Annotated in this window: 20 protein-coding genes; 12 read left to right on the top strand and 8 right to left on the bottom strand. The window is 73.4% G+C overall.

Annotated features, from left to right (window positions below):
* Position 1: 1 nt before the first annotated feature.
* On the bottom strand, positions 2–1,144 hold the full coding sequence (locus ACGF1Z_RS31570; protein WP_393009465.1) for a lipid-transfer protein: 1,143 nt from the start codon (positions 1,142–1,144) through the stop codon (positions 2–4).
* Positions 1,145–1,245: 101 nt separating this feature from the next.
* Between ACGF1Z_RS31570 and ACGF1Z_RS31565 the strand changes: the two genes are divergently transcribed.
* A complete protein-coding gene (locus ACGF1Z_RS31565; RefSeq protein WP_393009464.1) occupies positions 1,246–2,784 on the top strand; it encodes a FadD3 family acyl-CoA ligase in 1,539 nt (512 codons plus the stop codon).
* Between the two features lie 431 nt (positions 2,785–3,215).
* Here the strand turns inward: ACGF1Z_RS31565 and ACGF1Z_RS31560 are convergent, their stop codons facing one another.
* Positions 3,216–3,419, bottom strand: a complete 204-nt coding sequence (locus tag ACGF1Z_RS31560; RefSeq protein ID WP_393009463.1) for a hypothetical protein — start codon at positions 3,417–3,419, stop codon at positions 3,216–3,218.
* A gap of 223 nt (positions 3,420–3,642) precedes the next feature.
* Entirely contained in the window at positions 3,643–6,708 is a 3,066-nt protein-coding gene (locus tag ACGF1Z_RS31555; protein ID WP_393009462.1) for a BTAD domain-containing putative transcriptional regulator, read from the bottom strand.
* Between the two features lie 167 nt (positions 6,709–6,875).
* Between ACGF1Z_RS31555 and ACGF1Z_RS31550 the strand changes: the two genes are divergently transcribed.
* From ACGF1Z_RS31550 to ACGF1Z_RS31520, 7 genes are all read left to right on the top strand, one after another.
* Positions 6,876–8,093 carry an amidohydrolase family protein gene (locus ACGF1Z_RS31550; protein WP_393009461.1) on the top strand — a complete coding sequence of 406 codons (1,218 nt, stop codon included), beginning with the start codon at positions 6,876–6,878 and terminating at the stop codon, positions 8,091–8,093.
* A 385-nt stretch (positions 8,094–8,478) separates the two neighbouring features.
* Positions 8,479–9,396, top strand: a complete 918-nt coding sequence (locus ACGF1Z_RS31545; RefSeq protein ID WP_393009460.1) for a TIGR03619 family F420-dependent LLM class oxidoreductase — start codon at positions 8,479–8,481, stop codon at positions 9,394–9,396.
* A gap of 90 nt (positions 9,397–9,486) precedes the next feature.
* Entirely contained in the window at positions 9,487–10,248 is a 762-nt protein-coding gene (locus ACGF1Z_RS31540; RefSeq protein ID WP_393009459.1) for an SDR family NAD(P)-dependent oxidoreductase, read from the top strand.
* Between the two features lie 102 nt (positions 10,249–10,350).
* Entirely contained in the window at positions 10,351–11,475 is a 1,125-nt protein-coding gene (locus ACGF1Z_RS31535; RefSeq protein WP_393009458.1) for an LLM class flavin-dependent oxidoreductase, read from the top strand.
* Positions 11,476–11,978: 503 nt separating this feature from the next.
* A complete protein-coding gene (locus tag ACGF1Z_RS31530) occupies positions 11,979–13,718 on the top strand; it encodes an amidohydrolase family protein (protein ID WP_393009457.1) in 1,740 nt (579 codons plus the stop codon).
* Positions 13,715–15,199 (top strand): aldehyde dehydrogenase family protein, encoded by a 1,485-nt coding sequence (locus tag ACGF1Z_RS31525; RefSeq protein ID WP_393009456.1) that lies wholly within the window; start codon positions 13,715–13,717, stop codon positions 15,197–15,199. Before ACGF1Z_RS31530 ends, ACGF1Z_RS31525 begins: the two co-directional genes overlap by 4 nt.
* A gap of 238 nt (positions 15,200–15,437) precedes the next feature.
* On the top strand, positions 15,438–17,003 hold the full coding sequence (locus ACGF1Z_RS31520) for an APC family permease (protein ID WP_393009455.1): 1,566 nt from the start codon (positions 15,438–15,440) through the stop codon (positions 17,001–17,003).
* An 82-nt stretch (positions 17,004–17,085) separates the two neighbouring features.
* On the opposite strand, the gene ACGF1Z_RS31515 is transcribed toward ACGF1Z_RS31520, so the two are convergent.
* Complete coding sequence (locus ACGF1Z_RS31515; RefSeq protein ID WP_393009454.1) at positions 17,086–17,301, bottom strand: hypothetical protein; 216 nt, start codon at positions 17,299–17,301, stop codon at positions 17,086–17,088.
* Positions 17,302–17,436: 135 nt separating this feature from the next.
* Positions 17,437–18,195: a GNAT family N-acetyltransferase gene (locus ACGF1Z_RS31510; protein ID WP_393009453.1), complete on the bottom strand. Its 759-nt coding sequence runs from the start codon at positions 18,193–18,195 to the stop codon at positions 17,437–17,439.
* A 362-nt stretch (positions 18,196–18,557) separates the two neighbouring features.
* Between ACGF1Z_RS31510 and ACGF1Z_RS31505 the strand changes: the two genes are divergently transcribed.
* The 3 genes from ACGF1Z_RS31505 to ACGF1Z_RS31495 all read left to right on the top strand — a co-directional run bounded on the left by ACGF1Z_RS31505 (position 18,558) and on the right by ACGF1Z_RS31495 (position 23,479).
* Complete coding sequence (locus ACGF1Z_RS31505; protein ID WP_393009452.1) at positions 18,558–19,388, top strand: LLM class F420-dependent oxidoreductase; 831 nt, start codon at positions 18,558–18,560, stop codon at positions 19,386–19,388.
* Positions 19,389–19,408: 20 nt separating this feature from the next.
* Positions 19,409–22,000 (top strand): bifunctional FO biosynthesis protein CofGH, encoded by a 2,592-nt coding sequence (locus tag ACGF1Z_RS31500; protein ID WP_393009451.1) that lies wholly within the window; start codon positions 19,409–19,411, stop codon positions 21,998–22,000.
* 360 nt (positions 22,001–22,360) lie between these two features.
* Positions 22,361–23,479, top strand: a complete 1,119-nt coding sequence (locus tag ACGF1Z_RS31495; RefSeq protein WP_393009450.1) for an ADP-ribosylglycohydrolase family protein — start codon at positions 22,361–22,363, stop codon at positions 23,477–23,479.
* Positions 23,480–23,690: 211 nt separating this feature from the next.
* Here the strand turns inward: ACGF1Z_RS31495 and ACGF1Z_RS31490 are convergent, their stop codons facing one another.
* The gene (locus ACGF1Z_RS31490; RefSeq protein WP_393009449.1) at positions 23,691–24,485 is read right to left on the bottom strand and encodes an SDR family oxidoreductase; all 795 of its coding nucleotides are present in this window, start codon (positions 24,483–24,485) and stop codon (positions 23,691–23,693) included.
* 88 nt (positions 24,486–24,573) lie between these two features.
* On the opposite strand from ACGF1Z_RS31490, the gene ACGF1Z_RS31485 reads away from it, so the two are divergent.
* Positions 24,574–25,422, top strand: coding sequence for a hypothetical protein (locus tag ACGF1Z_RS31485; RefSeq protein ID WP_393009448.1), 849 nt, complete (start codon positions 24,574–24,576; stop codon positions 25,420–25,422).
* A gap of 96 nt (positions 25,423–25,518) precedes the next feature.
* Here the strand turns inward: ACGF1Z_RS31485 and ACGF1Z_RS31480 are convergent, their stop codons facing one another.
* Together ACGF1Z_RS31480 and ACGF1Z_RS31475 are read right to left on the bottom strand one after the other, a co-directional pair.
* A complete protein-coding gene (locus tag ACGF1Z_RS31480) occupies positions 25,519–25,719 on the bottom strand; it encodes a DUF397 domain-containing protein (protein WP_376636891.1) in 201 nt (66 codons plus the stop codon).
* 227 nt (positions 25,720–25,946) lie between these two features.
* On the bottom strand, positions 25,947–26,816 hold the full coding sequence (locus ACGF1Z_RS31475; RefSeq protein WP_393009447.1) for a helix-turn-helix domain-containing protein: 870 nt from the start codon (positions 26,814–26,816) through the stop codon (positions 25,947–25,949).
* Positions 26,817–26,845 lie beyond the last annotated feature (29 nt).

Raw genomic sequence — 26,845 nt, 5'->3', positions numbered from 1 at the left:
CTCAGGCTCGGAGCAGGATCGCGGACGTGGGGACGCCCTCGCCGGCGGTGACGAGGCAGGCGGCGGCGTTCGGGACCTGGGCGGTGGAGACGCCGCGGAGCTGCTTCACGCCCTCGTTGACGAGGTTGAAGCCGTGGACGTAGGCCTCGGAGAGTCCGCCGCCCCCGGTGTTGATCGGGAGCCGGCCGCCGATCTCCAGGGCGCCGCCCTCGGTGAACGCGCCGCCCTCGCCGCGGCCGCAGAAGCCGTAGCCCTCCAGGGAGAGCGGGACGAGCGGGGTGAAGGCGTCGTAGATCTGGGCGACGTCGACGTCCTCGGGGCCGAGGTCGGCGTTCTTCCACAGGTGGCGGGCGGCGGTCCAGGCCGGTCCGGACAGCGGGTCGTCGTTCCAGTAGTTGACCATGCCGTGGTGCTGGGCGGGCAGGCCCTGGGCGGCGGCGTGGACGTAGACGGGCTTCTGCCGGCAGTCGCGGGCCCGCTCGGCGGAGACGACGACGCAGGCCAGCGCGCCGTCGGTCTCCAGGCAGTTGTCGAAGAGGCAGAGGGGTTCGCTGATCCAGCGGGAGGTCATGTACATCTCGCGGGTCAGCGGGCGTTCGTACATGATCGCCGCCGGGTTCTGGTTGGCCCGGTTGCGGCAGGCGAGGGCCACGTTGAAGAGGTGGTCGCGGGTGGCCCCGTACTCGTGCATGTAGCGGCGGGCGAGCATGGCGATCTCGTCGGCGGGCCGGACGAGTCCGAAGGGGCGGGTCCACTGGCCGGGGGTCGGCAGCTGGACGGTGGTGTTCTTCCAGGGCCTCGGTCCCGAGCCGCGCTTCCGGGACCGCCAGGCCACCCCCACGCTCGCCTGCCCGGTGGCGATGGCGGCGGCGAGGTGTCCGACGGTGGCGCAGGAACCGCCGCCGCCGTAGCCGACCCTGGAGAAGAAGGTGACGTCGCCGGCGCCGATGGCCTTGGCCACCTCCACCTCGTCGGTCTCCTCCATCGTGTACGAGGCGAAGGCGTCGACCTCGGAGGGATCGATCCCGGCGTCGTCGAGAGCGGCGAGGATCGCCCGGCAGGCGAGCGTCTTCTCGGACTCCGGGAGGTGTTTCGCAAAGGGTGTCTGGCCTATGCCGACGATGGCTGTGCGGTCCTTGAGCACGTCGTCCCCCTCGGTGCGCCACGTTGCTGACAGCGCGTCAGGCTACAGCTAATCTGACGGATAGTCAGCTACGGGGATTCCGGCGGCGGAGGGGACGGGCGATGGAGTACGGCTCGATACCGGAGTTGGTGCGCGCGGCGGCCGAGCGGTACGGGCCGGGGGAGGCGGTCGTCGAGGGCCGCACCCGCGTCTCGTACGCCGAACTCGGCGCCCGCGTCGAGCGGGCGGCGGCCGCGTGCCTCGCCACGGGCGTGCGGGCGGGCGACCGGGTCGCGATCTGGGCGCCCAACACCCTGGACTGGATCGTCTCGGCGCTCGGCGCGGTGACGGCGGGCGCGGTGCTGGTCCCCCTCAACACCCGCTTCAAGGGCACCGAGGCGGCGGACGTCCTGGCGCGCTCGCGGGCCCGCCTGCTCTTCGTGACCGGCACCTTCCTCGGCACCTCGTACGTGGCCTCGCTGCGGCGCGCGGAGGCGGAACTGCCGCACCTGGAGAAGGTGGTGGTGTTCGGCGACACGGCGCCGGACGAGCCGGGGTACGTGACCTGGAAGTCCTTCCTGGCGGAAGGGGACGCGGTGCGGGCGGACGAGGTGCGTGCCCGCGCCGCGTCGATCGCCCCCGGCGACCCCTCGGACCTCGTCTACACCTCGGGGACGACCGGCCGCCCCAAGGGCGCGGTGATCACGCACGGGCAGACCCTGCGCTGCTACGAGATCTGGAGCGACCTGGCAGGCCTGCGCGAGGGCGACCGCTATCTGATCGTGAACCCGTTCTTCCACACCTTCGGCTACAAGGCCGGCGTCATCGCCTGTCTGCTGCGCGGCGCGGTGATGGTCCCGCAACCGGTCTTCAACGTGGACACCGTCCTCGCGAACGTCGCCGCCGAGCGCATCTCGGTCCTCCCGGGCCCGCCGACCCTCCACCAGTCCCTGCTCGACCACCCCGCCCGGTCCGCCCACGACCTGTCCACCCTCCGGCTGGTCGTGACGGGCGCCGCCGTGGTGCCCCTGCGGCTGGTCGAGCGCCTGCGCGGGGAACTGGGGGTGGCCACGGTCCTCACGGCCTACGGCCTGTCGGAGGCGAGCGGCATCGTGACGATGTGCCGCCGCGGGGACGCGCCGGACGTCGTGGCGCGCACCTCGGGCCGCGCGATCCCCGGCACGGAGGTCCGGCTCTCCACCGAGGGCGAGGTCCTGGTCAGGGGCCCGAACGTGATGACGGGCTACTTCGAGGACGCGGAGGCGACGGCGGCCGCGATCGACGCGGACGGGTGGCTGCACACCGGCGACGTGGGCGTCCTCGACGGGGCGGGCAACCTCCGCATCACCGACCGGATCAAGGACATGTTCATCGTCGGCGGCTTCAACGCCTACCCGGCGGAGATCGAACAGCTCCTGGGTCTGCACCCGGAGATCGCCGACGTCGCCGTCATCGGCATCCCGGACCCGCGCCTCGGCGAGGTCGGCAAGGCCTTCGCCGTCCGCCGGCCGGGCGCGCGCGTGACGGCGGACGACCTGATCGCCTGGTCGCGGCGGGAGATGGCGAACTACAAGGTCCCGCGTGAGGTGGAGTTCGTGGCGGAGCTGCCGCGGAACGCGAGCGGCAAGGTGGTGAAGGGCGCCCTGCGCGACCGGGCCTGACGGAGCCCGGCCCCCGCCCGCCCCCACCCCGTACGCCAAAGGGCCCGGACCGGTGTGCACCGGCCCGGGCCCTCCCCCCTGCGCGCGCATGGCGTGCCTCGCCCGGGGCACGACGGGCGGTCCCCACCACCTGCCGTACCGGACGTGATCGATCCTGACCCACGTCGAACGCGAGTGCGAGGCGCCGTCGCCTACTTCGTCAGGTCGGTGCACCACCGCGTCCGGCGGCCGATTCCCCCGGCCCGGGACATGAAGGAGGGGCCGGGCTGATGCCCGGCCCCTCCTCCTGGGGTCGTGCGAAGCGTGCGGGCCCTCGCCCGGGATTTCCCCCCGGTCCTCTCGGGCGCCCCCGAACCCGCGCTCCGTCCGCCCCGCTCGGTCCCGGCGACTCCCCCGATGGCGTCTCCGGAACCGTCCCCGTGGCGTGTGGCTTAGTTGAGCGGCTCGGACGTGGCGTGCATGTCCATGGTGGTGATCTCGCCCGCGCCGGTGCCCTTGACCTTCTTGGTGATGGCGTCGATCGCCGGCTCGGACGTGGCGTGCATGTCCTTGGTGGTGATCTCGCCCTCGGTGCCGCCCGTGGCGTGCATGTCCTGGGGCTTCACGACCGCGTCCTTCTCGATCGGGTTGCTCATCTCGTCAACTCCTGCATGTCATGAATGGGATCCGGCGCGATCCGTCCGGCCGCTCCCCCGTGACCAGCCGGGCGGACCGCGCTTGGCCGCTCACCCTAGTTGCCCGGAGTGACGGCGGTGTCGATGACCCGTCTGCCCCCCGACGCGACGGATCGACAAGAAGAATCCTGCCGGTCGGCGATAAACGAACGATGAACGTGCAGGCCGTGGAGGAGTGGCCGGGTCACGCGGCCGCGATGGGCGCCAGCAGCCGGCGGACCTCGGCCGCCTCCGGTGACCCGAGCGACTCGAAGATGTCGAGGGCCTCCTGCCAGCAGACCTGGGCACGCCCCGACTGGCCGATCCCGTGGAGGGCCCGCCCGAGCACGGTCAGCACGTTCCCGCGCCGCCACTCGCCGCCGATGCCCCGGAGGACGGTGAGCGCCATCTCGGCGTTGGAGGCCGCCTGGGCGTGCCGCCGTGCCGCGATGTCCACCTCCGACAGACGGAACAGGGTCATGCCCTCCCACAGCCGCTGACGGCTGTCCCGGAAGACCTCCAGGGCCTCGCGCAGCCGGTCGACGGCGGCACCGAGCTGCTTGGCCTCGGTCAGCGCGAGGCCCAGCGCGTACCGTCCGTTGGCGCCGCGCAGCGAGTGGCCCATCGAGTCGTAGATCCGCGTGCCCTCCTCGGCGAGTTCGATCGCCTGTGCCGTGCGGCCCATCGCCAGCTGGATACGGGACAGGTTGCACAGGGCGCTCGCTTCGCCGGGGCGGTCGCCGATGCCGCGGAACCGCTCGATGGCGTGGGCGAGGTGCACCTTGCCCTCCTCGAAGCGGTTCTGGTAGAGCGCGATGATGCCCCGGGCGTTCGCGGACCAGCAGGCGGGCAGCGGGTCGTCGGCCGCGTCCGCGTGCGGCAGGGCCAGCTCGGCGTCCCGGTCGGCCTCGCTGAAGCGGCCCGCGGTGTGGTGCACGCCCGCCAGCGCCATCAGCGCCCGGCCCTGGGCGCGCGGGTCGCCGTGGTCCCGCGCCGCGTCGCGGACGAAGCAGCCCACGGCCTCGAACTCCTTCGCGTTGGCACCCGACTCGCCCAGGTCCAGCGCCGCCCACAGCAGGTCCACCGCTCGCCGCAGCGTTCCCGGGGTCGTCGCCGACTGGCGGACGCAGGCGAGGAGGCAGTTGGCCTCGGCGTAGAGCCAGTCCTGGGCGGTGTGGCGGTCGGTGAAGGTGAGGCCCTCGTAGTGGGTGGGCTCCAGGTGGTCGACGAGCCGGTCGCCGGGGCGCTCGATGGCGTAGACCCGGGAGGCCGTCGCCAGGTAGAAGTCGAGGAGCCGGGAGAGGGCCAGGTCGCGCTCCACGGGCGGCTGCTCGTCCCGCTCGGCGCACGCACGCGCGTAGAGCCGGACCAGGTCGTGGTAGCGGTAGCGGCCGGGGGCCGCGGACTCCAGGAGCGAGGTGTCGACGAGGGCCTCCAGGAGGTCCTCGGTCTCCCACTCCGGCAGGTCCAGGACGGCCGCGGCCGCCTTCAGGGAGATGTCCGGGCCGTCGGCGAGGCCGAGCAGGCGGAAGGCGCGGGCCTGGGCCGGTTCCAGCTGGCCGTAGCCGAGTTCGAAGGTGGCCTTGACGGCGAGGTCGCCGGCCTGCAGCTCGTCCAGGCGGCGCCGCTCGTCGGCGAGCTTGGCGGCCAGTACCGAGACCGTCCACGTGCGGCGCGCGGCCAGGCGCGACGCGGCGATGCGGATGGCCAGCGGAAGGAAGCCGCAGGCCGCGACCACGTCCAGGGCCGCCTCCCGCTCGGCCCTGACCCGCTCCTCGCCCACGATCCGGGTGAAGAGCTGGAGCGCCTCCTCCGGGGACATCACGTCCAGGTCCACCAGGTGCGCCCCCGCCAGGTCGAGCATGCGGATCCGGCTGGTCACCAGGGCCGCGCAGCCCGCCGTGCCGGGCAGCAGCGGGCGGATCTGGGCGGCGTCGCGGGCGTTGTCGAGCAGGACCAGGACCCGGCGTCCGTCGAGCGTCGAGCGGTAGAGCGCCGCCCGCTCGTCGAGGGAGTCCGGGATCGCGGAGTCGGGGGTGCCGAGGGCGCGCAGGAACGCGCCGAGGACCGTCTCCGGGGCCGCCGCGCGCGAGCCCGCGCCCTGGAGGTCGACGTACAGCTGTCCGTCGGGGAAGTGCGGCCGGGCCTCGTGGGCGACGTGCACGGCGAGCGTGGTCTTGCCGACGCCGCCGATGCCGGCCAATGCCGAGACGGCCATGACGGAGCCCTCGGCGGTGGCGAGCCGGTCGCCGAGCTCGCGCACGAAGGCGGAGCGGCCCGTGAAGTCCGGCACGGTCGCCGGGAGCTGGGCGGGGCGGGCGACCTGCGCGGCGGCCGGGGCCTGTTCCTCGACCGGGCGGGCGAGTTCGGCGTCCGCCTGGAGGATGCGCTGCTGGAGCCGGGACAGTTCGGGTGTGGGGTCGACGCCCAGTTCGTCGGCGAGGAGGCGGCGGGTGTCGGCGTAGACGGCGAGCGCCTCCGCCTGCCGGCCGGAGCGGTAGAGGGCGAGCATCAGCAGCTCGCGCAGGCGTTCGCGCAGCGGGTGCGCGGCGGTAAGCGCGGTCAGTTCGGAGACCGCCTCGGCGTGCGCGCCGACCTCCAGGTCGAGGTCGAGGCGGCTCTCCAGGAGCTGGAGCCGCCACTCCTCCAGGCGGGTGCGCTGGTTCTCGGCGTACGGGCCGGGTACGGAGGCGAGCGCCTCGCCGTCCCACAGGGCGAGTGCCTCGCTCAGGCGCTCGCGCGCGGCACCGCGCTGTCCGGCGGCGCGCAGCTTCTCCGCCTCGGCGGCGAGTTCGTGGGCCTCGGCGAGGTCGAGGGCGGCGCCGGTGCCGTCGGCCCCGGCGCGGATGGCGTAGCCGCCGGACTCGCTGACGAGGACGCCGGGGTCGAGGATCTTGCGCAGCCGGGAGGCGTAGGTGCGGACGGCGGCCAGGGCCTGGGAGGGCGACTCCTCGCCCCAGATGGCGTCGATGAGTTCGGCGGCGGTGGCGGTGCGGCCGTCGCGCAGGAGGAGGGCGGCGAGGAGGGCGCGCTGCTGCGGCGAACCGGTGGGCAGGGCCTGTCCGCCCCGGGCGGCCCGCACGGGCCCGAGCACCCCGAAGCGCAGGCGGTCGCCGGACCCGGCCACGTCTCCGGGCGTCACCGAGCCCCGCTCGGCGCCCGTCGTGGGCGTGCCCGAACGTGGTGCGGCGGCCGGCTCGGTGCCGGTTCCGCCGGGGCCCGTTGCCGGAGTCCGCTGCTCCGGAACGCGCGGCCCGTTCTCACGGTCCATTAGCTCCCCCTGCCCGTACCGCTGGTTTCGCCCAAGACAGTCTGCCTTGTCCGGAGGGCGCGCGTCAGCATCGGGTCGGCGGTTCCCGGCCCGTCTCCGCGCGGTGCCGGGGCGGTCCGCCCGCACCATAGCTGACGGATCGTCAGATCGGCGCTACCGTGAAGCGCATGGAGAGCTTCCCCAAGATCATCTCGGTGGACGACCACACCGTGGAGCCCCCGCACGTCTGGCAGGACCGGCTCCCGTCCCGCTATCGCGACACCGGTCCCCGGATCGTCCGCGCGCCCCTGAAGGAAATGACCTTTCTGGGGGGAAAGTTCGCCCCTGTGATGGGTGCCAAAGGGGACGAAGGCCCCATGGGTGACTGGTGGGTCTACGAGGACCTGCACCGCCCCCTCACCCGGCTCGACACCGCCGTCGGCTACGACCGTGACGAGATCCGCCTGGAGGTCATCACCTACGAGCAGATGCGGCCCGGTTCGTACTCCGTGCCCGAGCGGCTCGCCGACATGGACGTCAACCACGTCCAGTCGGCCCTCTGCTTCCCGACCTTCCCCCGATTCTGTGGACAGACCTTCACAGAAGCCGCCGATCGTGAACTCGGTCTCCTCGGCGTGCGGGCCTACAACGACTGGATGGTCGAGGAGTGGTGCGGCCCCGAGGCCCGCGGCCGGCTGATCCCGCTGACCCTCGTCCCGCTGTGGGATCCCGGGCTCGCCGCCGCCGAGGTGCGGCGCAACGCCGCCCGCGGGGTCCGGGCCGTCGCCTTCTCCGAGATCCCGCCGCACCTCGGGCTCCCCTCGGTCCACACCGACCACTGGGACCCCTTCCTGCGCGCCTGCGACGAGACCGGCACCGTCGTCGCCATGCACATCGGCTCGTCCAGCAGGATGCCGTCCACCTCGGCCGACGCCCCGCCGGCCGTCGGCTCCACCATCACCTTCGCCAACTGCTGCTTCTCGATGGTCGACTGGCTGATGAGCGGCGCTTTCGAGCGCTTCCCGAACCTGCGGATCATGTACGCGGAGGGCCAGATCGGCTGGATCCCGTACATCCTGGAACGCGCCGACGTCGTGTGGGAGGAGAACCGCGGCTGGGGCGGCGTGGCCGAGAAGGTGCTGCGCCCGCCGTCGGAGCTGTTCGCCGAGCACGTCTACGGCTGCTTCTTCGACGACGCCTTCGGGCTGAGGAACCTGGACGCCATCGGGGCCGGGAACGTGCTGTACGAGACCGACTACCCGCACTCGGACTCCACCTGGCCCGCTTCCCGTGAGGTCGGCGAGGCCCAGATGGGCCACCTCGCGCCGGACGTCGTCGAGCGGATCGTGCGCGGCAACGCGATCGACCTGCTGGGGCTGACGGAGGACGGCCTCTGGCGCCCCTGACCGGATCCCCGGCGCGAGGCCCCGGCCGGCCCGCGGTCGCGGCCTCGCCCGGGCCGTGGCCGGACGTCGTGGACGCTGTGCCCGCTCGGGCCGGCCGCGTGCCGGGCGACAGTGCGGTGGGGGGCGTCGTCGTGGCGGACGGTCGGGCCGTGACGGGCCGCGCTGGCGGCGATGACCGGGTCCACGGCCGAGGCGCTCCGGTGCTCCCCGCGCCGACCTGGCGTGCCCGGTCCGCCCGGCCCGCCCGGCCCGCCCCTGGGCGTGCCGACGCGCCCCGGGGTCGCTCGCCCGGCGGCCCCCCCGCCCCTTGCCTGATGGGCCGTCAGGTACGAGCATGGGCCCGCCCACGCTATATGACGGTGCGTCAGATACAGGGAGGTCCCCCATGGTGGTCTACGGGATGCAGCTGCCCGTCCAGTCCCAGAGCGCGCTCTACGCCGAGAGCTGGGAGGCCGCCGCCGGGCCCGCCGACCTGCTCGCCGTGGCCCGTGCCGCCGAGGTGCACGGCTTCGACTACGTCGCGAGCTGCGACCACGTGGCCATCCCGCGCCGCCTGGCCGGGGCGATGAGCACCGTCTGGTACGACCCGGTGGCCACCCTGGCGTACCTCGCGGCGGCCACCGGGCGGGTCCGGCTGCTGTCGCACGTCGCCGTGGTGGGGCTGCGGCATCCGCTCGTGACGGCCAAGGCGTACGCCACCCTCGACCACCTCTCCGGGGGCCGGCTGGTCCTCGGGGTGGGGGCCGGGCACGTGCGGGAGGAGTTCGAGGCGGTCGGGGCGGACTTCGCCGGGCGCGGCGGCGTGCTCGACGAGACGATCGACGCGCTGCGGGCGGCGCTCGGGCCGGAGGAGTTCCCGGAGCACCACGGCGAGCGCTTCTCCTTCCGGGACCTCGGCCAGCGGCCGCGTCCCGCGCAGCAGCGGGTGCCCGTCTGGGTCGGCGGCTCCTCGCCCGCCGCCGTGCGCCGGGCCGCGCTCAAGGGCGACGGCTGGCTGCCGCAGGGCGATCCGCGCGACCGGCTCGCCGGGCAGATCGTCACGCTGCGGCGGCTGCGCGAGGAGGCCGGGATCGTGGCGCCGATCACCGTCGGCGCGATCACCGAGGCGCTGTACGTCGGCGAGCCGGGCTGGGACGCGGGCCGGCGCACCCTGAGCGGCAAGCCGCAGGCGCTCGCCGAGTCCCTGCGGGCCTACGGCGAGATGGGCGTGGACCAGATCCAGGTGCGCTTCCGTTCCCGGAGCCGGAACGAACTCACCGACCAGATGGGCGCCTTCGCGGCCGAGGTGGCCCCGCACCTGTAGCCGTGCGCGACCGGCACGCGGCGGCGCGCCCCGGGGTGCCGCGCCGCCGCACGCCACACCCGCGCACCCCCGGACCCGAGGAGTACGCACATGGGCAAGCTGGACGGGCGCGTCGTCGTCATCACGGGCGCGGCGCGCGGGCAGGGCGAGCAGGAGGCGCGGCTGTTCGCCGCGGAGGGGGCGCGGGTGGTCCTGGCGGACGTGCTCGACGGCCCGGGGGAGACGCTCGCGAAGGAACTGGGGGAGGAGCGGGCGGCCTACGTCCACCTCGACGTGACCAGCGAGGCGGACTGGGCGGCCGCCGTGGCCGCCGCCAGGGAGCGCTTCGGGCACATCGACGGCCTGGTCAACAACGCGGGCATCCTGCGCTTCAACGAGCTGGTGTCGACGCCGCTGGACGAGTTCCAGGCGATCGTCCAGGTCAACCAGGTGGGCTGCTTCCTGGGCATCAGGTCCGTGGCGCCCGAGATCGAGGCGGCGGGCGGCGGCACCATCGTCAACACCGCCTCGTACACGGGCGTCACCGGCATGGCCGGGGTCGGCGCCTACGCGGCGAGCAAGCACGCCGTCCTGGGGCTCACCCGGGTCGCGGCCGTGGAGCTGGCCGGGAAGGGCATCCGGGTCAACGCGGTCTGCCCGGGGGCCATCGACACCGCGATGAGCAATCCGGAGGGCGTGGATCCCGGGGCGACGGCCGAGCTGTACCGGAACCTCGTGCCGCTCGGGCGGATCGGGCGGCCCGAGGAGGTCGCCGCCCTCGCGCTCTTCCTGACGGCGGAGGACTCCTCGTACGTCACCGGGCAGCCGTTCGTGATCGACGGCGGCTGGCTGGCGGGCGTCAAGCTCTTCTGACGCGCCATCAGGTATTGACCGCGCCGACGCGCGGTGCGACAGTCGGGCACATCAGCGAATCTGACGGTACGTCAGAAAATGAACAAGGGGCGGTGAACTTCCTTGGAATTCGGGATCTTCGTGCAGGGATACGTCGGCAAGCGCGCCGAGACCGATCCCGAGGCCGAGCACAAGGCGCTCATGGAGGAGACCGAGTACGTCATCCAGGCGGACCGGTCGAACTTCAAGTACGCCTGGGCCTCGGAGCACCACTTCCTGGAGGAGTACTCCCACCTCTCCGCCAACGACGTCTACCTCGGCTACCTCGCCCACGCCACCGAGCGCATCCACCTCGGCTCCGGCATCTTCAACCCGCTCGCGCCCGTCAACCACCCGGTGAAGGTCGCCGAGAAGGTCGCCATGCTCGACCACCTCTCCGGCGGACGCTTCGAGTTCGGCTCCGGCCGGGGCGCCGGCTCCCACGAGATCCTCGGATTCATGCCGGGCATCACCGACATGAACCACACCAAGGAGATCTGGGAGGAGACGATCGCCGAGTTCCCCAAGATGTGGCTCCAGGAGGAGTACGAGGGCTTCCAGGGCAAGCACTGGTCCCTGCCGCCCCGCAAGGTCCTCCCCAAGCCGTACGGCAGGTCCCACCCGGCCATGTGGTACGCCGCCGGCTCCCCGGCCTCGTACGCGATGGCCGGCAGGAAGGGCCTCGGCGTCCTGGGCTTCAGCGTGCAGAAGGTCTCCGACATGGAGTGGGTCGTCGAGTCGTACAAGGCGGCGATCAAGGAGGCCAGGGCGGTCGGCGACTTCGTCAACGACAACGTCATGGTGACCTCCACCGCGATCTGCGCCGAGACCCACGACAAGGCGGTCGAGATCGCCGTCGGCGGCGGCCTCAACTACCTCCAGTCGCTGCTCTTCCGCTACCACGACACTTTCCCGCGGCCCGAGGGCATCCCCGAGTGGCCCGAACTCCTGCCGGAGTACTCGGCCGAGATCATCGAACTCCTCATCGCCGAGGAGCTGATGATCTGCGGCGACCCGTCGGAGGTGCTGGCCCAGTGCAAGCGCTGGGAGCAGGCGGGCGCCGACCAGCTGTCCTTCGGCCTGCCGATCGGCATCTCCTACGAGGACACGATGAACTCGATCAGGCTGATCGGCGAGCACGTGATCCCCGAGATCGACACCGACCCGGTCCACCGCACCACCCGCTTCCGGCAGTCCGCGGGGAGCTGAGCCCGGGGCCCCGGGCCCCGCACCGGAGCACGGGGCGGTGTCTTCCCGGACCGCCGCCCCGTACCGGCCCCGGCCGGAGACCGTTTCCGCGGCGGCCTCCGGTCCGGGGCCCTCGAACGGCGGCCTCCGGTCCGGGGCCCTCGAACGGCGGCCACCGATCCGGGGCCCTCGAACGGCGGCCTCCGGTCCGGGGCCCTCGAACGGCGGCCTCCGGTCCGGGGCCCTCGAACGGTGTCCCGCCGATCCCGCCGATCCCGCCGATCCCGCCGGCCACGCGCGGCCCGGCCCGCGCGGCCCGGCACGCGCCTCTGCGGCCGCCCCGCCCCGCCCCGGCCGCGGCCCCGCCCCTCCTCCACCGCCGTGCGGCCGCCGCACCCACCGACGCCGAGCCCCGGTCCGGCAACCGACGCGACACCCCAGGGCCTGTCCGGCGGGCCGGGCCGGGGCCGCACCGGCCCGGCCCGCCGGACAGGCCCTGCCGCACACCCGCAGAAAGGGACCCCATGCTCGACCACCTCATCAGGGGCGCGACCGTCGTGGACGGAACCGGCGCCCCCGCCTTCACCGCCGACGTCGGTCTGCGCGGCGGGCGGATCGCCGTGATCGGCGCGCCCGGCACCGTCACCGAGGAGGCCCGCGGCAGCGAGGACGCCACCGGCCTGGTGCTCGCCCCCGGCTTCGTCGACCCGCACACCCATTACGACGCCCAGCTGTTCTGGGACCCGTACGCCACCCCGTCGATGAACCACGGCGTCACCACCGTCGCCGGCGGCAACTGCGGCTTCACCCTCGCCCCCCTCCACCCGGACCGGCCCGAGGACGCCGACTACACGCGCCGCATGATGTCCAGGGTCGAGGGCATGGCGCTGGCCGCCCTGGAGGAGGGCGTCGACTGGTCCTGGTCCTCCTTCGCCGAGTACCTCGACGCCCTCGAAGGGCGGATCGCCGTCAACGCCGGCTTCATGGTGGGGCACTGCGCCCTGCGGAGGTACGTCATGGGCGCCGACGCCGTCGGCGGGCAGCCGACCCCCGAGCAGCTGGACCGGATGGTCGCGCTCCTCAAGGACGCCATGGGCGCCGGGGCCTGGGGGCTCTCCACCACCCAGTCGGCCACGCACTCCGACGGCGACGGCGCCCCCGTCGCCTCCCGGCACGCCGCCCCCGCCGAGCTGATCGCCCTGTCCCGGGCCGTCGGCGAGCACGAGGGCACCCAGATCGAGGCCATCCTGGCGGGCTGCCTCGACCAGTTCTCCGACGCCGAGATCGACCTCTTCGTCGAGATGAGCGCGGCCGCCGGCCGCCCCCTCAACTGGAACGTCCTCACCATCGACGCCGCCGTCCCCGAACGCGTCCCCCGTCAGCTCCTCGCCTCCGAGCGGGCCCGCAAGTCCGGCGGCCGGATCGTCGCGCTCACCATGCCGATCCTCACCCCCATGAACATGTCCCTCGGCAGCTTCTGCGCCCTCAACCTCATCCCCGGCTGGGGCGGGATCCTCGGACTGCCCGTGCCCGAGCGGATCGCGAAGCTCCGCGACCCCGACGTGCGCGCCGGGATGCTGCGCCGCGCCGACTCCAAGGAGGCCGGCGTCTTCCGGCGGCTGGCGAGGTTCGGCCGCTACGTCATCGGGGACACGTACTCCGCGGAGAACGAGGGCCTCACCGGCCGGGTCGTGGACGACATCGCCGCCGAGCGCGGCCAGGACGCCTTCCAGTGCCTCGTCGAGATCTGCGCCAACGACGACCTGCGCACCGTCCTGTGGCCCATGCCCACCGACAACGACCCGGCCTCCTGGGCGCTGCGCCGGGAGACCTGGCAGCACGAGGACGTGCTGCTCGGCGGCTCCGACGCGGGGGCGCACCTCGACCGGATGTGCGGCGCGCCGTACACCACCCGCTTCCTCGGCGACTGCCTGCGGGGCCGCCGGCTGGTCCCGCTGGAGCAGGCCGTGCGGATGCTCAGCGACGACCCGGCCCGGCTCTTCGGGCTGCGCGAGCGCGGCCGGATCACCGAGGGCTTCCACGCCGACCTGGTGCTCTTCGACCCCGAGCGGATCGACGCCGGCCCGGCGACCCTCGTGCACGACCTGCCGGGCGGCAGCCCCCGGCTCGACTCGCGCGCGACCGGGATCGTGTCGGTGCGGGTCAACGGGGTGGAGACGGTGCGGGACGACGAGGTGACAGGCGCGATCCCGGGCCGGGTGCTGCGCTCGGGCCGCGACACGAGGACGGTGAGCACGCGATGACGCGGCCGGGGAACGACGGGATCACGGAGCGCCTCTACGTGGGAGGGGAGTGGGTCGAGCCCGACGGCGGGCACTACCCCGTCGTCGACCCCGCCACCGAGGAGGTCGTCGGGTACGCCCCCGAGGCCTCCCGCGCCCAGGTGTACGAGGCGGCCGAGGCGGCCCGTGAGGCGTTCGCGAGCTGGTCGCGGACGAAGCCGGAGGAGCGGGCCGCGATCCTGGACCGGGCCGCGGACCTCATGGCCCGGGACGCCGAGCGCAACACCGCGCTCGCCCGCGCCGAGACGGGCGCCACCACCGCGACCGCCCGCGGGATGCAGGTCGCCGTCGGCTCCGCCCGTTTCCGGCGCTACGCGCGCGGCGCCCTGGAGCCGGTCGAGCAGGCGCTGCCGCCGCAGATCAACGAGGCCGGTCCGATGGGCCGGGCCGGGGTATTCGGCGCGGTGGCGGTGCGGCGCCCGGTGGGCGTGGTCACCTGCATCACCTCCTACAACAACCCCTGGGCCAATCCGGCCGGCAAGATCGCCCCGGCGCTGGCCATGGGCAACACGGTCGTGGTGAAGCCCGCTCCGCAGGACCCGCTGTCCGTCTTCGCGATGACCCGTGCCCTGGAGGAGGCGGGCGTTCCGGCCGGGGTGGTGAACGTGGTCACCGGCTCCGCGCCCGCGGTGGGCGAGGCGGCCGTGGACGCCCCCGCGGTCGACATGGTCTCCTTCACCGGCTCCACGGCGGTCGGGCAGGCCATCGGCGAGGTGTGCGGGCGGCAGCTGAAGCGGCAGCTCATGGAGCTGGGCGGCAAGGGCGCGGCGCTGGTCTTCGACGACGCGGACCTGGACGCGGCCGTGACGGGGATCGGGACGACCTTCTCCTTCTACAGCGGGCAGATCTGCACGGCGCCGACCCGGGTCCTGGCCCAGCGCGGGATCTACGAGCGGCTGGTCGGGAAGCTGGCCGCCTACGCCGGCTTCCTCAGGGTCGGCGACCCGGCGGCGCAGGGCACGGTGGTCGGACCGGTGATCTCGGCGGCCCACCGCGACCGGGTGGAGTCGTACGTCGAGCTGGGGCGCAAGGAGGGGGCGCGGGTCGTCGTGGGCGGCGAGCGGCCGGCCGGACCGGGCCTCGACCGCGGCTTCTACGTGGCGCCGACGCTGCTGGCGGACTGCACCCACGAGATGCGGGTGGTCCGGGAGGAGATCTTCGGCCCGGTGGTCGTGGTCGTCCCCTTCGACGACGAGGAGGAGGGCGTCGCGCTCGCGAACGACAGCGACTACGGACTGATCGACTACGTGTGGTCCGGGGACGTGGCCCGCGCATTCCGCATCGCGGGTCGGCTGCGGGCCGGCGGGGTCGGGATCAACACGATCGGCCGGAACATGGAGGCGCCGTTCGGCGGCTTCAAGAAGAGCGGTGTGGGACGGGACGTCGGCTCGTACGCGCTGCACGCGTACAGCGAGCTGCAGGCGGTCGTCTGGCCGGGGTGAGATGCCTCCCGAAAATTCCTCGGGAAATTTTGGAATCGGACATTCGGGACATGGCTGCGGTTCCCGCATATCGGACACTCGCCGAGGTGGCACCCCATCGTGCAACCGACGGTAATAGTCGATCTTTCAATCATTGGTGAGTGTCCGGTTTTCACCTCGCATTGCAAGGCGGTGGGTGATCAGATGAGCGGAGTTCCAACCTCCGGATGTGGAAACCGCAGCATTTAACGTCCTGTTCATGACTCAGGTGGATGTACGGCCCCAGGCCGGAGACACGGTAAGGGGCGTCCCCACCCCGGGCGACAACGGCGGCATGCGGGCCAAGGGCCTCGGCGGCGATTCCGTGGGCCTCCTCGGCAGCGCCGTCATCGGCATCTCCACCGTCGCTCCCGTCTACTGCCTGACGTCCACGCTCGGCTCCACCGCGGGCGAGGTCGGCCTGCAGATGCCCGCCGTCTTCCTCGCGGGCTTCCTGCCGATGCTCCTCGTCGCGTTCGCGTACCGCGAGCTCAACAAGGTCATGCCGGACTGCGGCACCTCCTTCACCTGGACCGTGAAGGCCTTCGGGCCCAGGGTCGGCTGGATGTGCGGCTGGGGCCTGGTGATCGCCACGATCATCGTGCTCTCCAACCTGGCCGGCGTCGCCACCTCGTACTTCTGGCTCCTCGCGGGCGAGGTCACCGGCAGTCCCTCGATCGCCGCCCTGGACGACGACAAGGCCGTCCACATCGTCACGTGTCTCGTGCTCATCGCCGTCGCGACCGCCATCAGCTACCGCGGCATGACCGCCACCAAGGGCGTGCAGTACGCCCTCGTCGGCCTCCAGCTGCTCGTCCTCGCCGTCTTCGTCGGGATGGCGCTGTCGAAGGCCGGCTCCTTCGAGACCTCGGTCGACTTCTCCTGGTCCTGGATGAACCCCTTCGCGGTGCAGTCCTTCGCCGCGTTCACCGCCGGACTCTCGCTGTCGATCTTCATGTACTGGGGCTGGGACGCCTGCCTGACCGCCAACGAGGAGACCACCGGCTCGGCCAGGACGCCCGGCCGCGCCGCCCTCGTCGCGATGCTCGTCCTCGTCGGCTCGTACCTCGCCACCGGCATCGCCGCCCAGATGGTCGTCGGCTCCGGCGACACGGGCCTCGGCCTCGGCAACCCGGAGACCTCCGACAACGTCTTCGCCGCCCTCGCCGGCCCCGTCATGGGCCCCGCCCTCGGCATCCTGCTCTTCGTCGCAGTCCTCGCCTCGGCGACGGCCAGCCTGCAGACCACCTTCATCCCGGTGGCCCGCACGGTCCTGGCGATGTCCTCCTACGAGGCCCTGCCCGCCTCGTACGCCGCGGTCCACCCGCGCTTCAGGACCCCCGGCAGGGCCACGATCGTGGCCGGCGTCGCGACCGGGGTCTTCTACACGGTGATGACCCTGCTCAGCGAGCACGTCCTGGTCGACACGATCTACGCGCTCGGCCTGATGATCTGCTTCTACTACGCGCTGACCGCGTTCGCCTGCGTCTGGTACTTCCGCCGCGAGCTGACCTCGTCCTTCCGCGACCTGGCCTTCAAGGGCCTGTTCCCGCTGGTCGGCGGCCTGCTCCTGGCGGCGGTCTTCGCCAAGACGCTGTACGACATGTGGGACCCGGCCTACGGCTCCGGCTCCGCGGTGTTCGGCGTCGGCTCGGTCTTCGTCATCGGCGTCGGGCTGCTGCTGCTCGGCGTGGTGATCATGCTGGTGATGCAGCGCAGGAGCCCCGCGTTCTTCCGGGGCGAGGTGCTCACCAAGGAGACCCCGTCGCTGGTCGTCGAGGACTGATCGACGACCGGTGAGGGACAGCGGCGAGGTGGCGGGCCCGTGGGGGGTCCCGCCACCTCGTCATCTCCGTGCCCGGCCCGGCTCAGTGCTGTCCCGGCAGCAGGCCCTCCACCAGCTGGTTGGCGGCGGGCATCTGCGCGGCGGACGCCGGCTTCGCCTTCGGGGCGAGGACGCCGCTCAGCGGCACGACGGAGGGCAGGTTCGCGCCCCCGGTGTCGGCGGCGGCGGTCCCGGCGGCGGCGAGCCCGCCGGCCAGGGCGAGACCGGTCAGGGCGGCGGTGGTGAGCATCTTCTTCATGCCGCACCAACGCGGACCCCGGGCGTCCGGTTACGCCCGGCGGAGCGCGCGGCCGGAGTGTGACCGCTTCCGGGGCCCTCTCCCGGACGACCTCTCCCGGACGCCTCCTCCCGGGACGGCCCGTCGCCGTGGGAGCTACGCCGGCTGCTCCGCCGGTTCCGCGATCAGGGCCGTGCCGACCGTGCGGAAGCCCAGGCGGGCGTAGAGGCGGGCCACCGAGTCGTCCGAGGCGGTGAGGAAGACCGTCGCGACGCCCTGGGCGCGGGCGTCCTCGACGAGGGCGGCGGTGACCGCGAGGCCCAGGCCGCGGCGGCGGGACTCCGGGCGGGTGCCGACGCCGACGACCTCGGTGACCGGGCCGACCGGTTGGTGCTGGCCCGCCGCGAGCGCGGTACCGGAGGAGTCGAAGGCGGCGGCGAGCCGGGTGAGGCCCGCGTCGATGCGCGCCGCGACCTGGGCGGCGGCACCGGGCGCCGGAGCCGCGCCGAAGGCGGCGTACGGGGCTGCCACCGCGCTCTCCAGGGCGGGGTCGGCGGAACCCACCATGCGGACGGTGACGTCCCGCGGCGGGGACGGGAGCGCGTCCGCGTCGTCGGTCAGGACCATCAGGGGGTGTGCGTGGACCACGAGGCCGCTCGCCTCGACCGCCGCCCGCAGGCCCGGCGTCGTCTCCGCGACCCATTCGAAGGCCTCGGGGATCCCCAGCTCCCGCTGTCGCGCGCGGACGGCGTCGACCGCCCCGACGTCCACCGCGCCGGTGTGCCCGAGCGCCGGCCGTGCGTAGTACGGCCAGCCCGTCCCCTCCCGCACGAAGAGGGTGAGCGGCCCGAAGTCCTCGGCGCGGGCGGCGGACCGGGGAACGGAGTCGTAGTAGGACTCGAGACGTGTCAGCATGCGGTCACCGTAGGCAGACCGGCAACGGGGGGACACATGAATTCCACGAACCACACCTGCCCGGGGTGCGGGCGGGACGACCTGGTGCGCGCCGAGGCGACCGGGTGGGGGGGAAGGCGGCCGGCGGGGAAGGGCCGGAGGGGAAGGCGGCCGGCGGGCCCCCGGCGGCCTGTGCGAAGCCCGCGGGGACCGGGGCGAGCGCGGTCGCGGCGCCCGTCGCGAGCAGTGCGCGCCGACCGGAGTGGTGCGAGGGGGCCGGTCTTCTGCACGACTGCCCGCGCCGGGGCGAACGACGGCCGACGTGCGCCGCGTCTGCGGTCGCACCCCTCGGAAATCCACGCCGCACCCCCTACCGTGCCCCCATGCGGATCTCGACCACGATCTTCCTGACCGACGAGACCATCAGCCCCGTGCGGCTCGCCCGCGAGCTCGAACAGCGCGGCTTCGCCGGGCTCTACCTGCCCGAGCACACCCACATCCCGGTCACCCGGGAGACCCCCTGGCCCGCGGGCGGCGAGCTGCCCCGCGAGTACGGCCGCACCCTCGACCCCTTCGTGGCCCTCGGCCAGGCGGCCGCCGTCACCGAGCGGCTCGGCCTGGGCACCGGCGTCACGCTGATCGCCCAGCACGACCCGATCGTCCTCGCCAAGCAGATCGCGACCCTCGACCACCTCTCCGGCGCCCGCCTCACCCTCGGCGTCGGCTTCGGCTGGAACCGCGAGGAGGCCGCCGACCACGGCGTCACCTGGGCCACCCGCCGGGAGCTCGGTGCCGACCGCCTCGACCTGATGCGAGCCCTGTGGGCCCCCGAACCCACCGCCCACGAGGGTGCTTTCGGCCATTCCGTGAGCCCCTCGGAGGCCTGGCCGAAACCCCGCGGCGGCGCCCCGCGCATCCTCCTCGGCGGCGCGGCCGGCCCCCGGCTCTTCGCCCAGATCGCCGCCCGCGCCGACGGCTGGATGCCGATCGGCGGCCGCGGTCTGACAGAGACGCTGCCGGTCCTGCGCGAGGCGTGGAAGCGCGCCGGCCGCGATCCCGAGGCGCTCCAGCTCGTCCCGTACGCGGTCCTTCCGAGCCCCGGAAAGCTGGCCCACTACGAGGAGCTGGGCTGTGAGGAGGTCGTCCTCCAGCTGCCCCCGGCGGGCGAGCGGGAGGTGCTGAAGGTCCTCGACGACTTCGCGAGGTACCTGTGACCCGCTCGTATGCTCGGTCCATGACGGATCAGCAGGCATCACGCAGCTCAGGACCCACCGAGAACGCCATGCGCCGGGCCCTCAAGCGGGCCAGGGACGGGGTCGCGCTCGACGTGGCCGAGGCCGCCGTGCTGCTGCAGGCACGGGGGGCGGATCTGGCGGACCTGGCCGCCACGGCCGGGCGGGTGCGGGACGCGGGACTCGCGGCGGCCGGGCGGCCCGGGGTCATCACGTACTCGAAGAGCGTCTTCATACCGCTCACCCGGCTCTGCCGCGACAAGTGCCACTACTGCACGTTCGCCACGGTGCCCGGCAAGCTGCGCCGGGCCGGGCACGGGATGTTCATGGCGCCGGACGAGGTGCTCGACATCGCCCGCCGCGGCGCCGAACTCGGCTGCAAGGAAGCCCTGATCACGCTCGGCGACAAGCCGGAGGACCGCTGGCCCGAGGCCCGCGAGTGGCTCGACGCGCACGGCTACGACGACACCCTCGCCTACGTCCGGGCCATGGCGATCCGCATCCTGGAGGAGACCGGACTCCTGCCGCACCTCAACCCGGGCGTGATGTCCTGGACGGACTTCCAGCGGCTCAAGCCCGTCGCCCCCTCGATGGGGATGATGCTGGAGACCACCGCCACCCGGCTGTGGAGCGAGCCCGGCGGCCCCCACCACGGCTCCCCCGACAAGGAGCCCGCCGTGCGGCTCCGGGTCCTGGAGGACGCCGGTCGCTCCTCCGTGCCCTTCACCAGCGGCCTGCTGCTCGGCATCGGCGAGACCTACGAGGAGCGCGCCGAGTCGCTGTTCGCGCTGCGCCGGATCGCCCGCTCCCACCACGGCATCCAGGAGCTGATCATCCAGAACTTCCGCGCCAAGCCGGACACGGCGATGCGCGGCATGCCCGACGCGGAGCTCGACGACCTGGTCGCCGCCGTCGCCGTCGCCCGGCTCGTCATGGGGCCGAGCGCATGCCTCCAGGCGCCGCCGAACCTGGTCGACGCCGAGTACGAGCGGCTGATCGAGGCCGGCATCGACGACTGGGGCGGGGTCTCCCCGCTCACCATCGACCACGTCAACCCGGAACGGCCCTGGCCGCAGATCGACGAACTCGCCGAACGCTCCCGCGCCGCCGGCTTCGAACTGCGCGAACGGCTCTGCGTCTACCCCGAGTTCGTCCGGCGGGGCGAGCCCTGGCTGGACCCCCGGCTGCTGCCGCACGTACGGGCCCTCGCCGACCCCGAGACGGGTCTCGCCGACCCCGACGCCCCCGTGCGCGGGCTGCCCTGGCAGGAGCCCGACGAGGCCTTCACCGCCACCGGCCGCACCGATCTGCACCGCACCATCGACACCGAGGGACGCACCGGCGACCGCCGCGAGGACTTCGACGAGGTGTACGGCGACTGGGAGGCGCTGCGCGAGGCCGCCGCGCCCGGCATGGTCCCGGAGCGCATCGACACCGACGTACGCGCGGCCCTCGCCGTCGCCGCCGACGACCCGACCCGGCTCTCCGACGCCCAGGCGCTGGCCCTGCTGCACGCCGACGGGCCCGCCCTCGACGCCCTGACCCGGATCGCCGACGACGTGCGGCGCGCCGCGGTCGGCGACGACGTGACGTACATCGTCACGCGGAACATCAACTTCACCAACGTCTGCTACACCGGCTGCCGCTTCTGCGCCTTCGCCCAGCGCCGCACCGACGCCGACGCGTACACCCTGTCGCTCGACCAGGTCGCCGACCGGGCCGCGCAGGCCTGGGACGTCGGCGCGGTCGAGGTCTGCATGCAGGGCGGCATCCACCCGGACCTGCCCGGCACCGCCTACTTCGACATCGCGCGGGCGGTGAAGCAGCGCGTGCCGGGCATGCACGTGCACGCCTTCTCGCCGATGGAGGTCGTCAACGGCGCCACCCGCACCGGCCTGTCGATCCGCGAGTGGCTCACCGCCGCCAAGGAGGCCGGGCTCGACTCGATCCCCGGCACCGCCGCCGAGATCCTCGACGACGAGGTCCGCTGGGTGCTCACCAAGGGCAAGCTGCCCGCGGCCACCTGGATCGAGGTGATCACCACCGCGCACGAGCTGGGCATCCGCTCCTCGTCGACGATGATGTACGGGCACGTGGACCAGCCCCGGCACTGGCTCGGCCACCTGCGCACGCTGGACCGCATCCAGCGCGAGACCGGAGGCTTCACGGAGTTCGTGACCCTGCCGTTCATCCACACCAACGCGCCGGTCTACCTGGCGGGCATCGCCCGCCCCGGCCCGACCGTCCGGGACAACCGGGCGGTCACGGCGATGGCCCGGCTGCTGCTGCACCCGCACATCCCCCACATCCAGACCAGCTGGGTGAAGCTGGGCACGGAGGGCGCCGCCGAGATGCTGCGCTCGGGCGCCGACGACCTCGGCGGCACGCTGATGGAGGAGACCATCTCCCGCATGGCGGGATCGAGTTACGGCTCCTACCGCTCGATCCGCGACCTGGAGGCCATCGCCGAGGCCGCCGGGCGCCCGTCCCGCCCCCGGACGACGCTGTACGGGGAGGTCCCGCAGGAGCGGCAGCGCGCGGCGCGCGCCTCGGACGGGCACCTGCCGGAGCTGCTGCCGCTCGTCACGGAGTAGGGACCCGGCCCACCGGGAGCTCCGCCCGGGCTCCCTCGGCTCCCGGTGGCCGGGCACCGGCGGGCCGGGCGGCGCTCGGCCCGCCGGCGCGGTGGCCGCCCCGGTGCGGTGGCCGGGGACGGCACCGGCGGCGCCGCCGGGGCGCTCCGGACGACGCGTGCCAGGGGAGCACGGTGCGGACGGTTCCGGCCAAGCGTGGACTTCCGGTGAACTGCGGTCGAAACACCACCGAAAACGGACCGAAGGGCGTCGGATCGCATAACGCTTCGCCCTCTGAACGAGCGCATCCGGTCTATTACAGTGCTGAACAGACCGGTGTGTACGGGAGCTCGTACGGCTCGTACGGGGGGAGGGCACGTCGTGACCACCACAGCCGCGGCCGTGTGGGGCCGCGCCGAACAGCAGGACTTCCGCGCCAGGGTCCGCGGCTGCCTGCTCGGCGGAGCCGTCGGCGACGCGCTCGGCGCCGGGGCCGCCGGCCATCCGCTCGCCGAACTGCGCCGGCTGCACGGACCCGAGGGCCTGACCGAGCTCGCCGTCGCCTACGGCCGCCGGGGCGCCGTCACCGCCGCCACGCAGCTGTCCCTGTTCACCGTCGACGGCCTCATACGGGCGCAGGTCCGGCGCGACACCGGCGCCTGGCACCCGCCCAGCGACGTCCACCGGGCCCACCTGCGCTGGGCGGCCACCCAGCGGGACTGGGGCCCCGACGAGCGCCGCCGCGACCTCGGCTGGCTGGCCCGCGAGGAGTGGCTGTACACCCGCCGGGACCCGGCCCGCGCCTGCCTCACCGGCCTCGGCGACGAGATCCTCGGCACCCTGGAGCGGCCCAAGAACCCGGGCGCCGGGGACAGCGGGGCGCTGGTCCGCTCGGCGCCCTTCGGGCTGCTCGTCGGCTGGGAGCCGCAGCTGGTCTGCCAGCTGGCCGTGGAGTGCGCGGTGCAGACGCACGGCGAGCCCGCCGCGTACCTGTCGGCCGGTGCCCTCGCCGTCGTCGTGCACGGCGTGGCCCGGGGCGACAGCGTGGACGGGGCCGTCCGCACGGCGATCGAGCAGGTGTCCCCGCGCACCGGCCACGCCCCGGTCACCGAGGCCCTGGAGGCCGCGCTCGGCGCCGTACGGCAGGGGACTCCGGACGCGGAGCGGGTGACCGCCCTCGGTGCGGCCGAGGACCGGGCCGAGGGACAGCTGGCGGCGGCCGTGTACTGCGCGCTGGTCGGCGAGGACGTCCGGCACGGACTGCGCCTCGCGGTCAACCACGACGGCCCGTCGGCGGCGACCGGCGCCCTCACCGGGGCGCTGCTCGGCGCCCTGCACGGGGAGACGGCCCTCCCGCCGGCCTGGGTGGCCGAACTGGAGGGCCGTGCCACGGTCCTGGAGCTCGCGGACGACTTCGCGATGGAGATGACGCAGGGCGGCGCCCTGCACGGGCCGGGGGAGACGACGTCCGGCTGGCTGACCCGCTACCCGAGGGGCTGACCGGCCGGGGCGGTGGGGGCCGGTCCGGGTCCGGTCGGGGTCCGGTCGGGCGGGCGAGGTGGCCGGCACGGCCCGGTGCGTCGGCCGGAGCGGTCGGTGCGGCGGTGGGTGCGGTGGTGGGTGCGGCGGTGGGGCGGATGCGGCCGGGTGGTCGGGGGCGTCGAGCACGGTGCCGGTGGGCCGGGGACGTCGGCGCCCGGGGCGTACCCGGCTAGCGCATCAGCTCTCCCGCGTTGACGAGGAGCGACTGCCCGGTGATCGCCCGCGCCCGGTCCGAGGCGAGGAAGGCGGCCGCGTCCGCCACGTCCCCGTCCGTCGCCAGCTCCGGCAGCGCCATCCGTTCGGTGAGGCGTCCGAGCACCTCGGCCTCCGGCACCTGCTCGGTGTGCGCCGTGAACTGCACGTACGCCTGGACCGGCGGACCCCACATCCAACCCGGCAGCACGGTGTTGACCCGGATCCGGTGCGGTCCGAGCTCGCGTGCCAGCGAGTACGCGGCCGAGGTCAGCGCCCCCTTCGACGCCGCGTAGGCGGCCTGCCGCACCTGCGAGGGCGCGGCCACCGCCGACTGGGTGCCGATCATGACGACCGAACCGCCCCGCCGCTTCAGGGCCGGCAGGCAGGCCCGGGTCATCCGCAGCGTGCCGAGCAGGTTGACGTCCAGGACGCCCTGCCAGGTGGCGAAGTCGGCGTCCTCCAGGCCGCCGAAGTACGAGTCCCAGGCGGCCACGTGGACCACCGCGTCGATCCCGCCGAAGCGCTCGACCGCCAGTGCGGCGAGCGCCTCGCACTGCGCCTCGTCGGTGATGTCGGTGGCGCGGTACGCCGTCCGCGTGCCCTCCGGGTCGATCCCGGCGGCCGACTTGGCGAGGTTGGCCTCGGTGCGCGCGCCGAGCACCGCGCGGCCCCCGTCCCGGACGACCGTCTCCGCCACCCGGTGGCCGAGCCCGGCGCCGACACCCGACACGACGACGGTCTTCCCCTGGAGCAGTCCTTGGAACGCCATCCGGTGCCTCCCTGGGCCTGTTCATCGATCTGACGGCCCGTCAGAGTAGGTCGGAGTCGCCCACAAGGGAAGGGAAAGGGGAACGAGGATGAGCGAGCACGAGCCGGTCGACACCCGGAGCGGGACCTACGCGGAGCTGGCCGCGGTCGGCCCGTACGGGACGCACCCCGGACACGCCCTGATCACCATGGTCGAACCGCACCCGGGGCACGAGTACGCCTACAACCGCTGGTACGAGGACGACCACTACTACGCCGGCGCCATGGCCATGCCCTGGATGTTCGCCGGCCGCCGCTGGGTCGCCACCCGCGCGCTCCAGGAGCTGCGCGCCCCCGAGAAGTCCGCGGTCGCCCAGCCGGTCACCGCGGGCTGCTACCTCTCCACGTACTGGATCACCGACGGCCGCTACGACGACCACATGAAGTGGACCGTCGCCATCAACAAGCGCCTCAACCGGGACGCCCGGGTCTACCACGACCGCACCCACGTCTTCACGTCGTTCCAGGACCACGAGGTCACCGTCTACCGCGACGGCGCGGCGGGTCCGCGCGACCTGCACGCCCTCGACCACCCGTACGCGGGCCTCGTCCTCCAGGTGATCGACGCCGAGGGTCCCGGGCAGCGGGCGGAGCTCCTGGAGCGCCTGCGCTCCCGCGAACTCCCGCGGCTGCTCGCGGGCTCGCCCGCGGCCATGGTCACCGTCTTCCGACCCACCCCGCTGCCCGGCGACAGGATGAGCTACGTCAAGCAGGTCGAGGGCGTCGACACCCGGCTGACCCTGCTGTGGTTCCTGGAGCGCGACCCGCGCGACTGCTGGACCGCCTCCTTCGCCGGCCTGGAGGCGCTCACGGGGGAGTGGGGCGGCCGCACGGAGCTCCTCGCCCCCTTCGTCCCGACGGTCCCGGGCACGGACCGCTACGTGGACGAGCTGCGGTAGCTCCGGCAGGTCCGGGCAACGGCCGAGCCCCCTCGACCAGGACGGCGGACCGGGCGAGAGGGCTCATTCCACGACGAGGGGAGGACGGGCACGGGGTCACAGGGCCCCGGCGCTCACCTCGCCCACGAACGCGTTCCACGATCCCGGTCCGAAAGAGAGGGAAGGTCCCTCGGGCGCCTTCGAGTCGCGCACCGCGATCGCCTGCACGACCGGGGACTTCACTTCGACGCAGGCCCCGTTGCCTCCGGAATACGAGGACTTCGTCCAGTTGTCCGTCGCGCCCTGGATAATGGCCATGTTTCTCAACTCCGGTTCTGCGAATGCTGCCAGTAGGTGTCACGCCAACGTTCTTGCTTTGGCGTGATCGACGCTACTGCCCCGGCCCCGTCCCGTGGGACCGTCGTTCACCCGACCGGATGGCATATTCCAACTGAGCTTCCGCCGGGGCGAGTCGGGGGTGTACCGTACCTGCTCCTCCCCTCACGCCCCGGCCGAATGGCGGCATTCAGCCCCCGACGCCCCCCTTACGCCCCTTTGCCGTCGGCGTACTCCTTCGCGATCGCCGTCACGAACTCGCGGGTGTCCTCCGCGTTCAGCGCCTGGGCCCGCAGGTGTTCGTACATCACGCTGTACTTGGCGACGTCCTGCGCCTTCTCCAGGTACAGATCGCTCGTCACGCCCTCGATGTAGACCACCGAGGAGTCGGACGTGTCGGGGAATTCCAGGATCGCGTAGTGCCCGCTGATGCCCGGATGCGCGCCCATGTGGAAGGGCAGCACCTGCACCGTCACGTGCGGCAGGTGCGACTGCTCGATGAGGTGCTCCAGCTGCTGGACCATCAGCTGCCGGTTGCCGACCGTCCGGCGCAGCGCACCCTCGTCGATGACGGCCCACAGGCGCAGCGGACGCTCGTCGTCCTTGATGCGGTCCTGGCGGCGGGTGCGCACGGTGACCCGCTTGTCGATCTCGGCCGGGGTGGACTCCGGCAGCGCGCCCGTGATCACGGCCTCCGCGTACCCGTGCGTCTGCAGCAGTCCGGGGATGATCTGGGGCTCGTACACGCGCAGGCTCTCCGCGTCCGTCTCCAGCCCGATGTAGACGCTGTACGGGATGTCCCCGAAGGCGTGCCACCAGCCCTGCTGGCGCGAGTCCTTGGCCATCTGCATCAGCGAGTCGACGACGCGCTCGTCCTCGACCTCGTACACCCCGCACAGGTCGCGGACGTCGCGCTGGCTGATCGAGCGGCGGCCGTTCTCGAGGCGGCTGATCTTGGACTGCGAGACCAGCAGGCGCTCCGCGACCTGTTCGGCCGTCATGTTCTTCGCCTCGCGGAGCCGGCGCAGCTCCTGGCCCAATCGGCGTCGCCTGACGGTGGGATTGACACTGGACGCCACGGAAACTGCACCTCCGGCTGCTGTCTGCA

It is taken from the genome of Streptomyces sp. NPDC048018 (assembly GCF_043202995.1).
Lineage (GTDB): Bacteria > Actinomycetota > Actinomycetes > Streptomycetales > Streptomycetaceae > Streptomyces.
The sequence above is the reverse complement of the archived record's forward strand: the minus strand, read 5'-3'. Positions and strand labels throughout refer to the sequence as shown.

Excerpts from the sequence above, each read along its gene's own strand:
- ACGF1Z_RS31500 (WP_393009451.1), top strand. The coding sequence starts at position 19,409 with ATGACGGATCAGCAGGCATCACGCAGCTCAGGACCCACCGAGAACGCC.
- ACGF1Z_RS31520 (WP_393009455.1), top strand. The coding sequence starts at position 15,438 with ATGACTCAGGTGGATGTACGGCCCCAGGCCGGAGACACGGTAAGGGGC.
- ACGF1Z_RS31550 (WP_393009461.1), top strand. The coding sequence starts at position 6,876 with ATGGAGAGCTTCCCCAAGATCATCTCGGTGGACGACCACACCGTGGAG.
- ACGF1Z_RS31555 (WP_393009462.1), bottom strand. The coding sequence starts at position 6,708 with ATGGACCGTGAGAACGGGCCGCGCGTTCCGGAGCAGCGGACTCCGGCA.
- ACGF1Z_RS31510 (WP_393009453.1), bottom strand. The coding sequence starts at position 18,195 with ATGCTGACACGTCTCGAGTCCTACTACGACTCCGTTCCCCGGTCCGCC.
- ACGF1Z_RS31540 (WP_393009459.1), top strand. The coding sequence starts at position 9,487 with ATGGGCAAGCTGGACGGGCGCGTCGTCGTCATCACGGGCGCGGCGCGC.
- ACGF1Z_RS31565 (WP_393009464.1), top strand. The coding sequence starts at position 1,246 with ATGGAGTACGGCTCGATACCGGAGTTGGTGCGCGCGGCGGCCGAGCGG.
- ACGF1Z_RS31545 (WP_393009460.1), top strand. The coding sequence starts at position 8,479 with ATGGTGGTCTACGGGATGCAGCTGCCCGTCCAGTCCCAGAGCGCGCTC.
- ACGF1Z_RS31485 (WP_393009448.1), top strand. The coding sequence starts at position 24,574 with ATGAGCGAGCACGAGCCGGTCGACACCCGGAGCGGGACCTACGCGGAG.
- ACGF1Z_RS31525 (WP_393009456.1), top strand. The coding sequence starts at position 13,715 with ATGACGCGGCCGGGGAACGACGGGATCACGGAGCGCCTCTACGTGGGA.
- ACGF1Z_RS31560 (WP_393009463.1), bottom strand. The coding sequence starts at position 3,419 with ATGAGCAACCCGATCGAGAAGGACGCGGTCGTGAAGCCCCAGGACATG.
- ACGF1Z_RS31530 (WP_393009457.1), top strand. The coding sequence starts at position 11,979 with ATGCTCGACCACCTCATCAGGGGCGCGACCGTCGTGGACGGAACCGGC.
- ACGF1Z_RS31515 (WP_393009454.1), bottom strand. The coding sequence starts at position 17,301 with ATGAAGAAGATGCTCACCACCGCCGCCCTGACCGGTCTCGCCCTGGCC.
- ACGF1Z_RS31490 (WP_393009449.1), bottom strand. The coding sequence starts at position 24,485 with ATGGCGTTCCAAGGACTGCTCCAGGGGAAGACCGTCGTCGTGTCGGGT.
- ACGF1Z_RS31505 (WP_393009452.1), top strand. The coding sequence starts at position 18,558 with ATGCGGATCTCGACCACGATCTTCCTGACCGACGAGACCATCAGCCCC.
- ACGF1Z_RS31480 (WP_376636891.1), bottom strand. The coding sequence starts at position 25,719 with ATGGCCATTATCCAGGGCGCGACGGACAACTGGACGAAGTCCTCGTAT.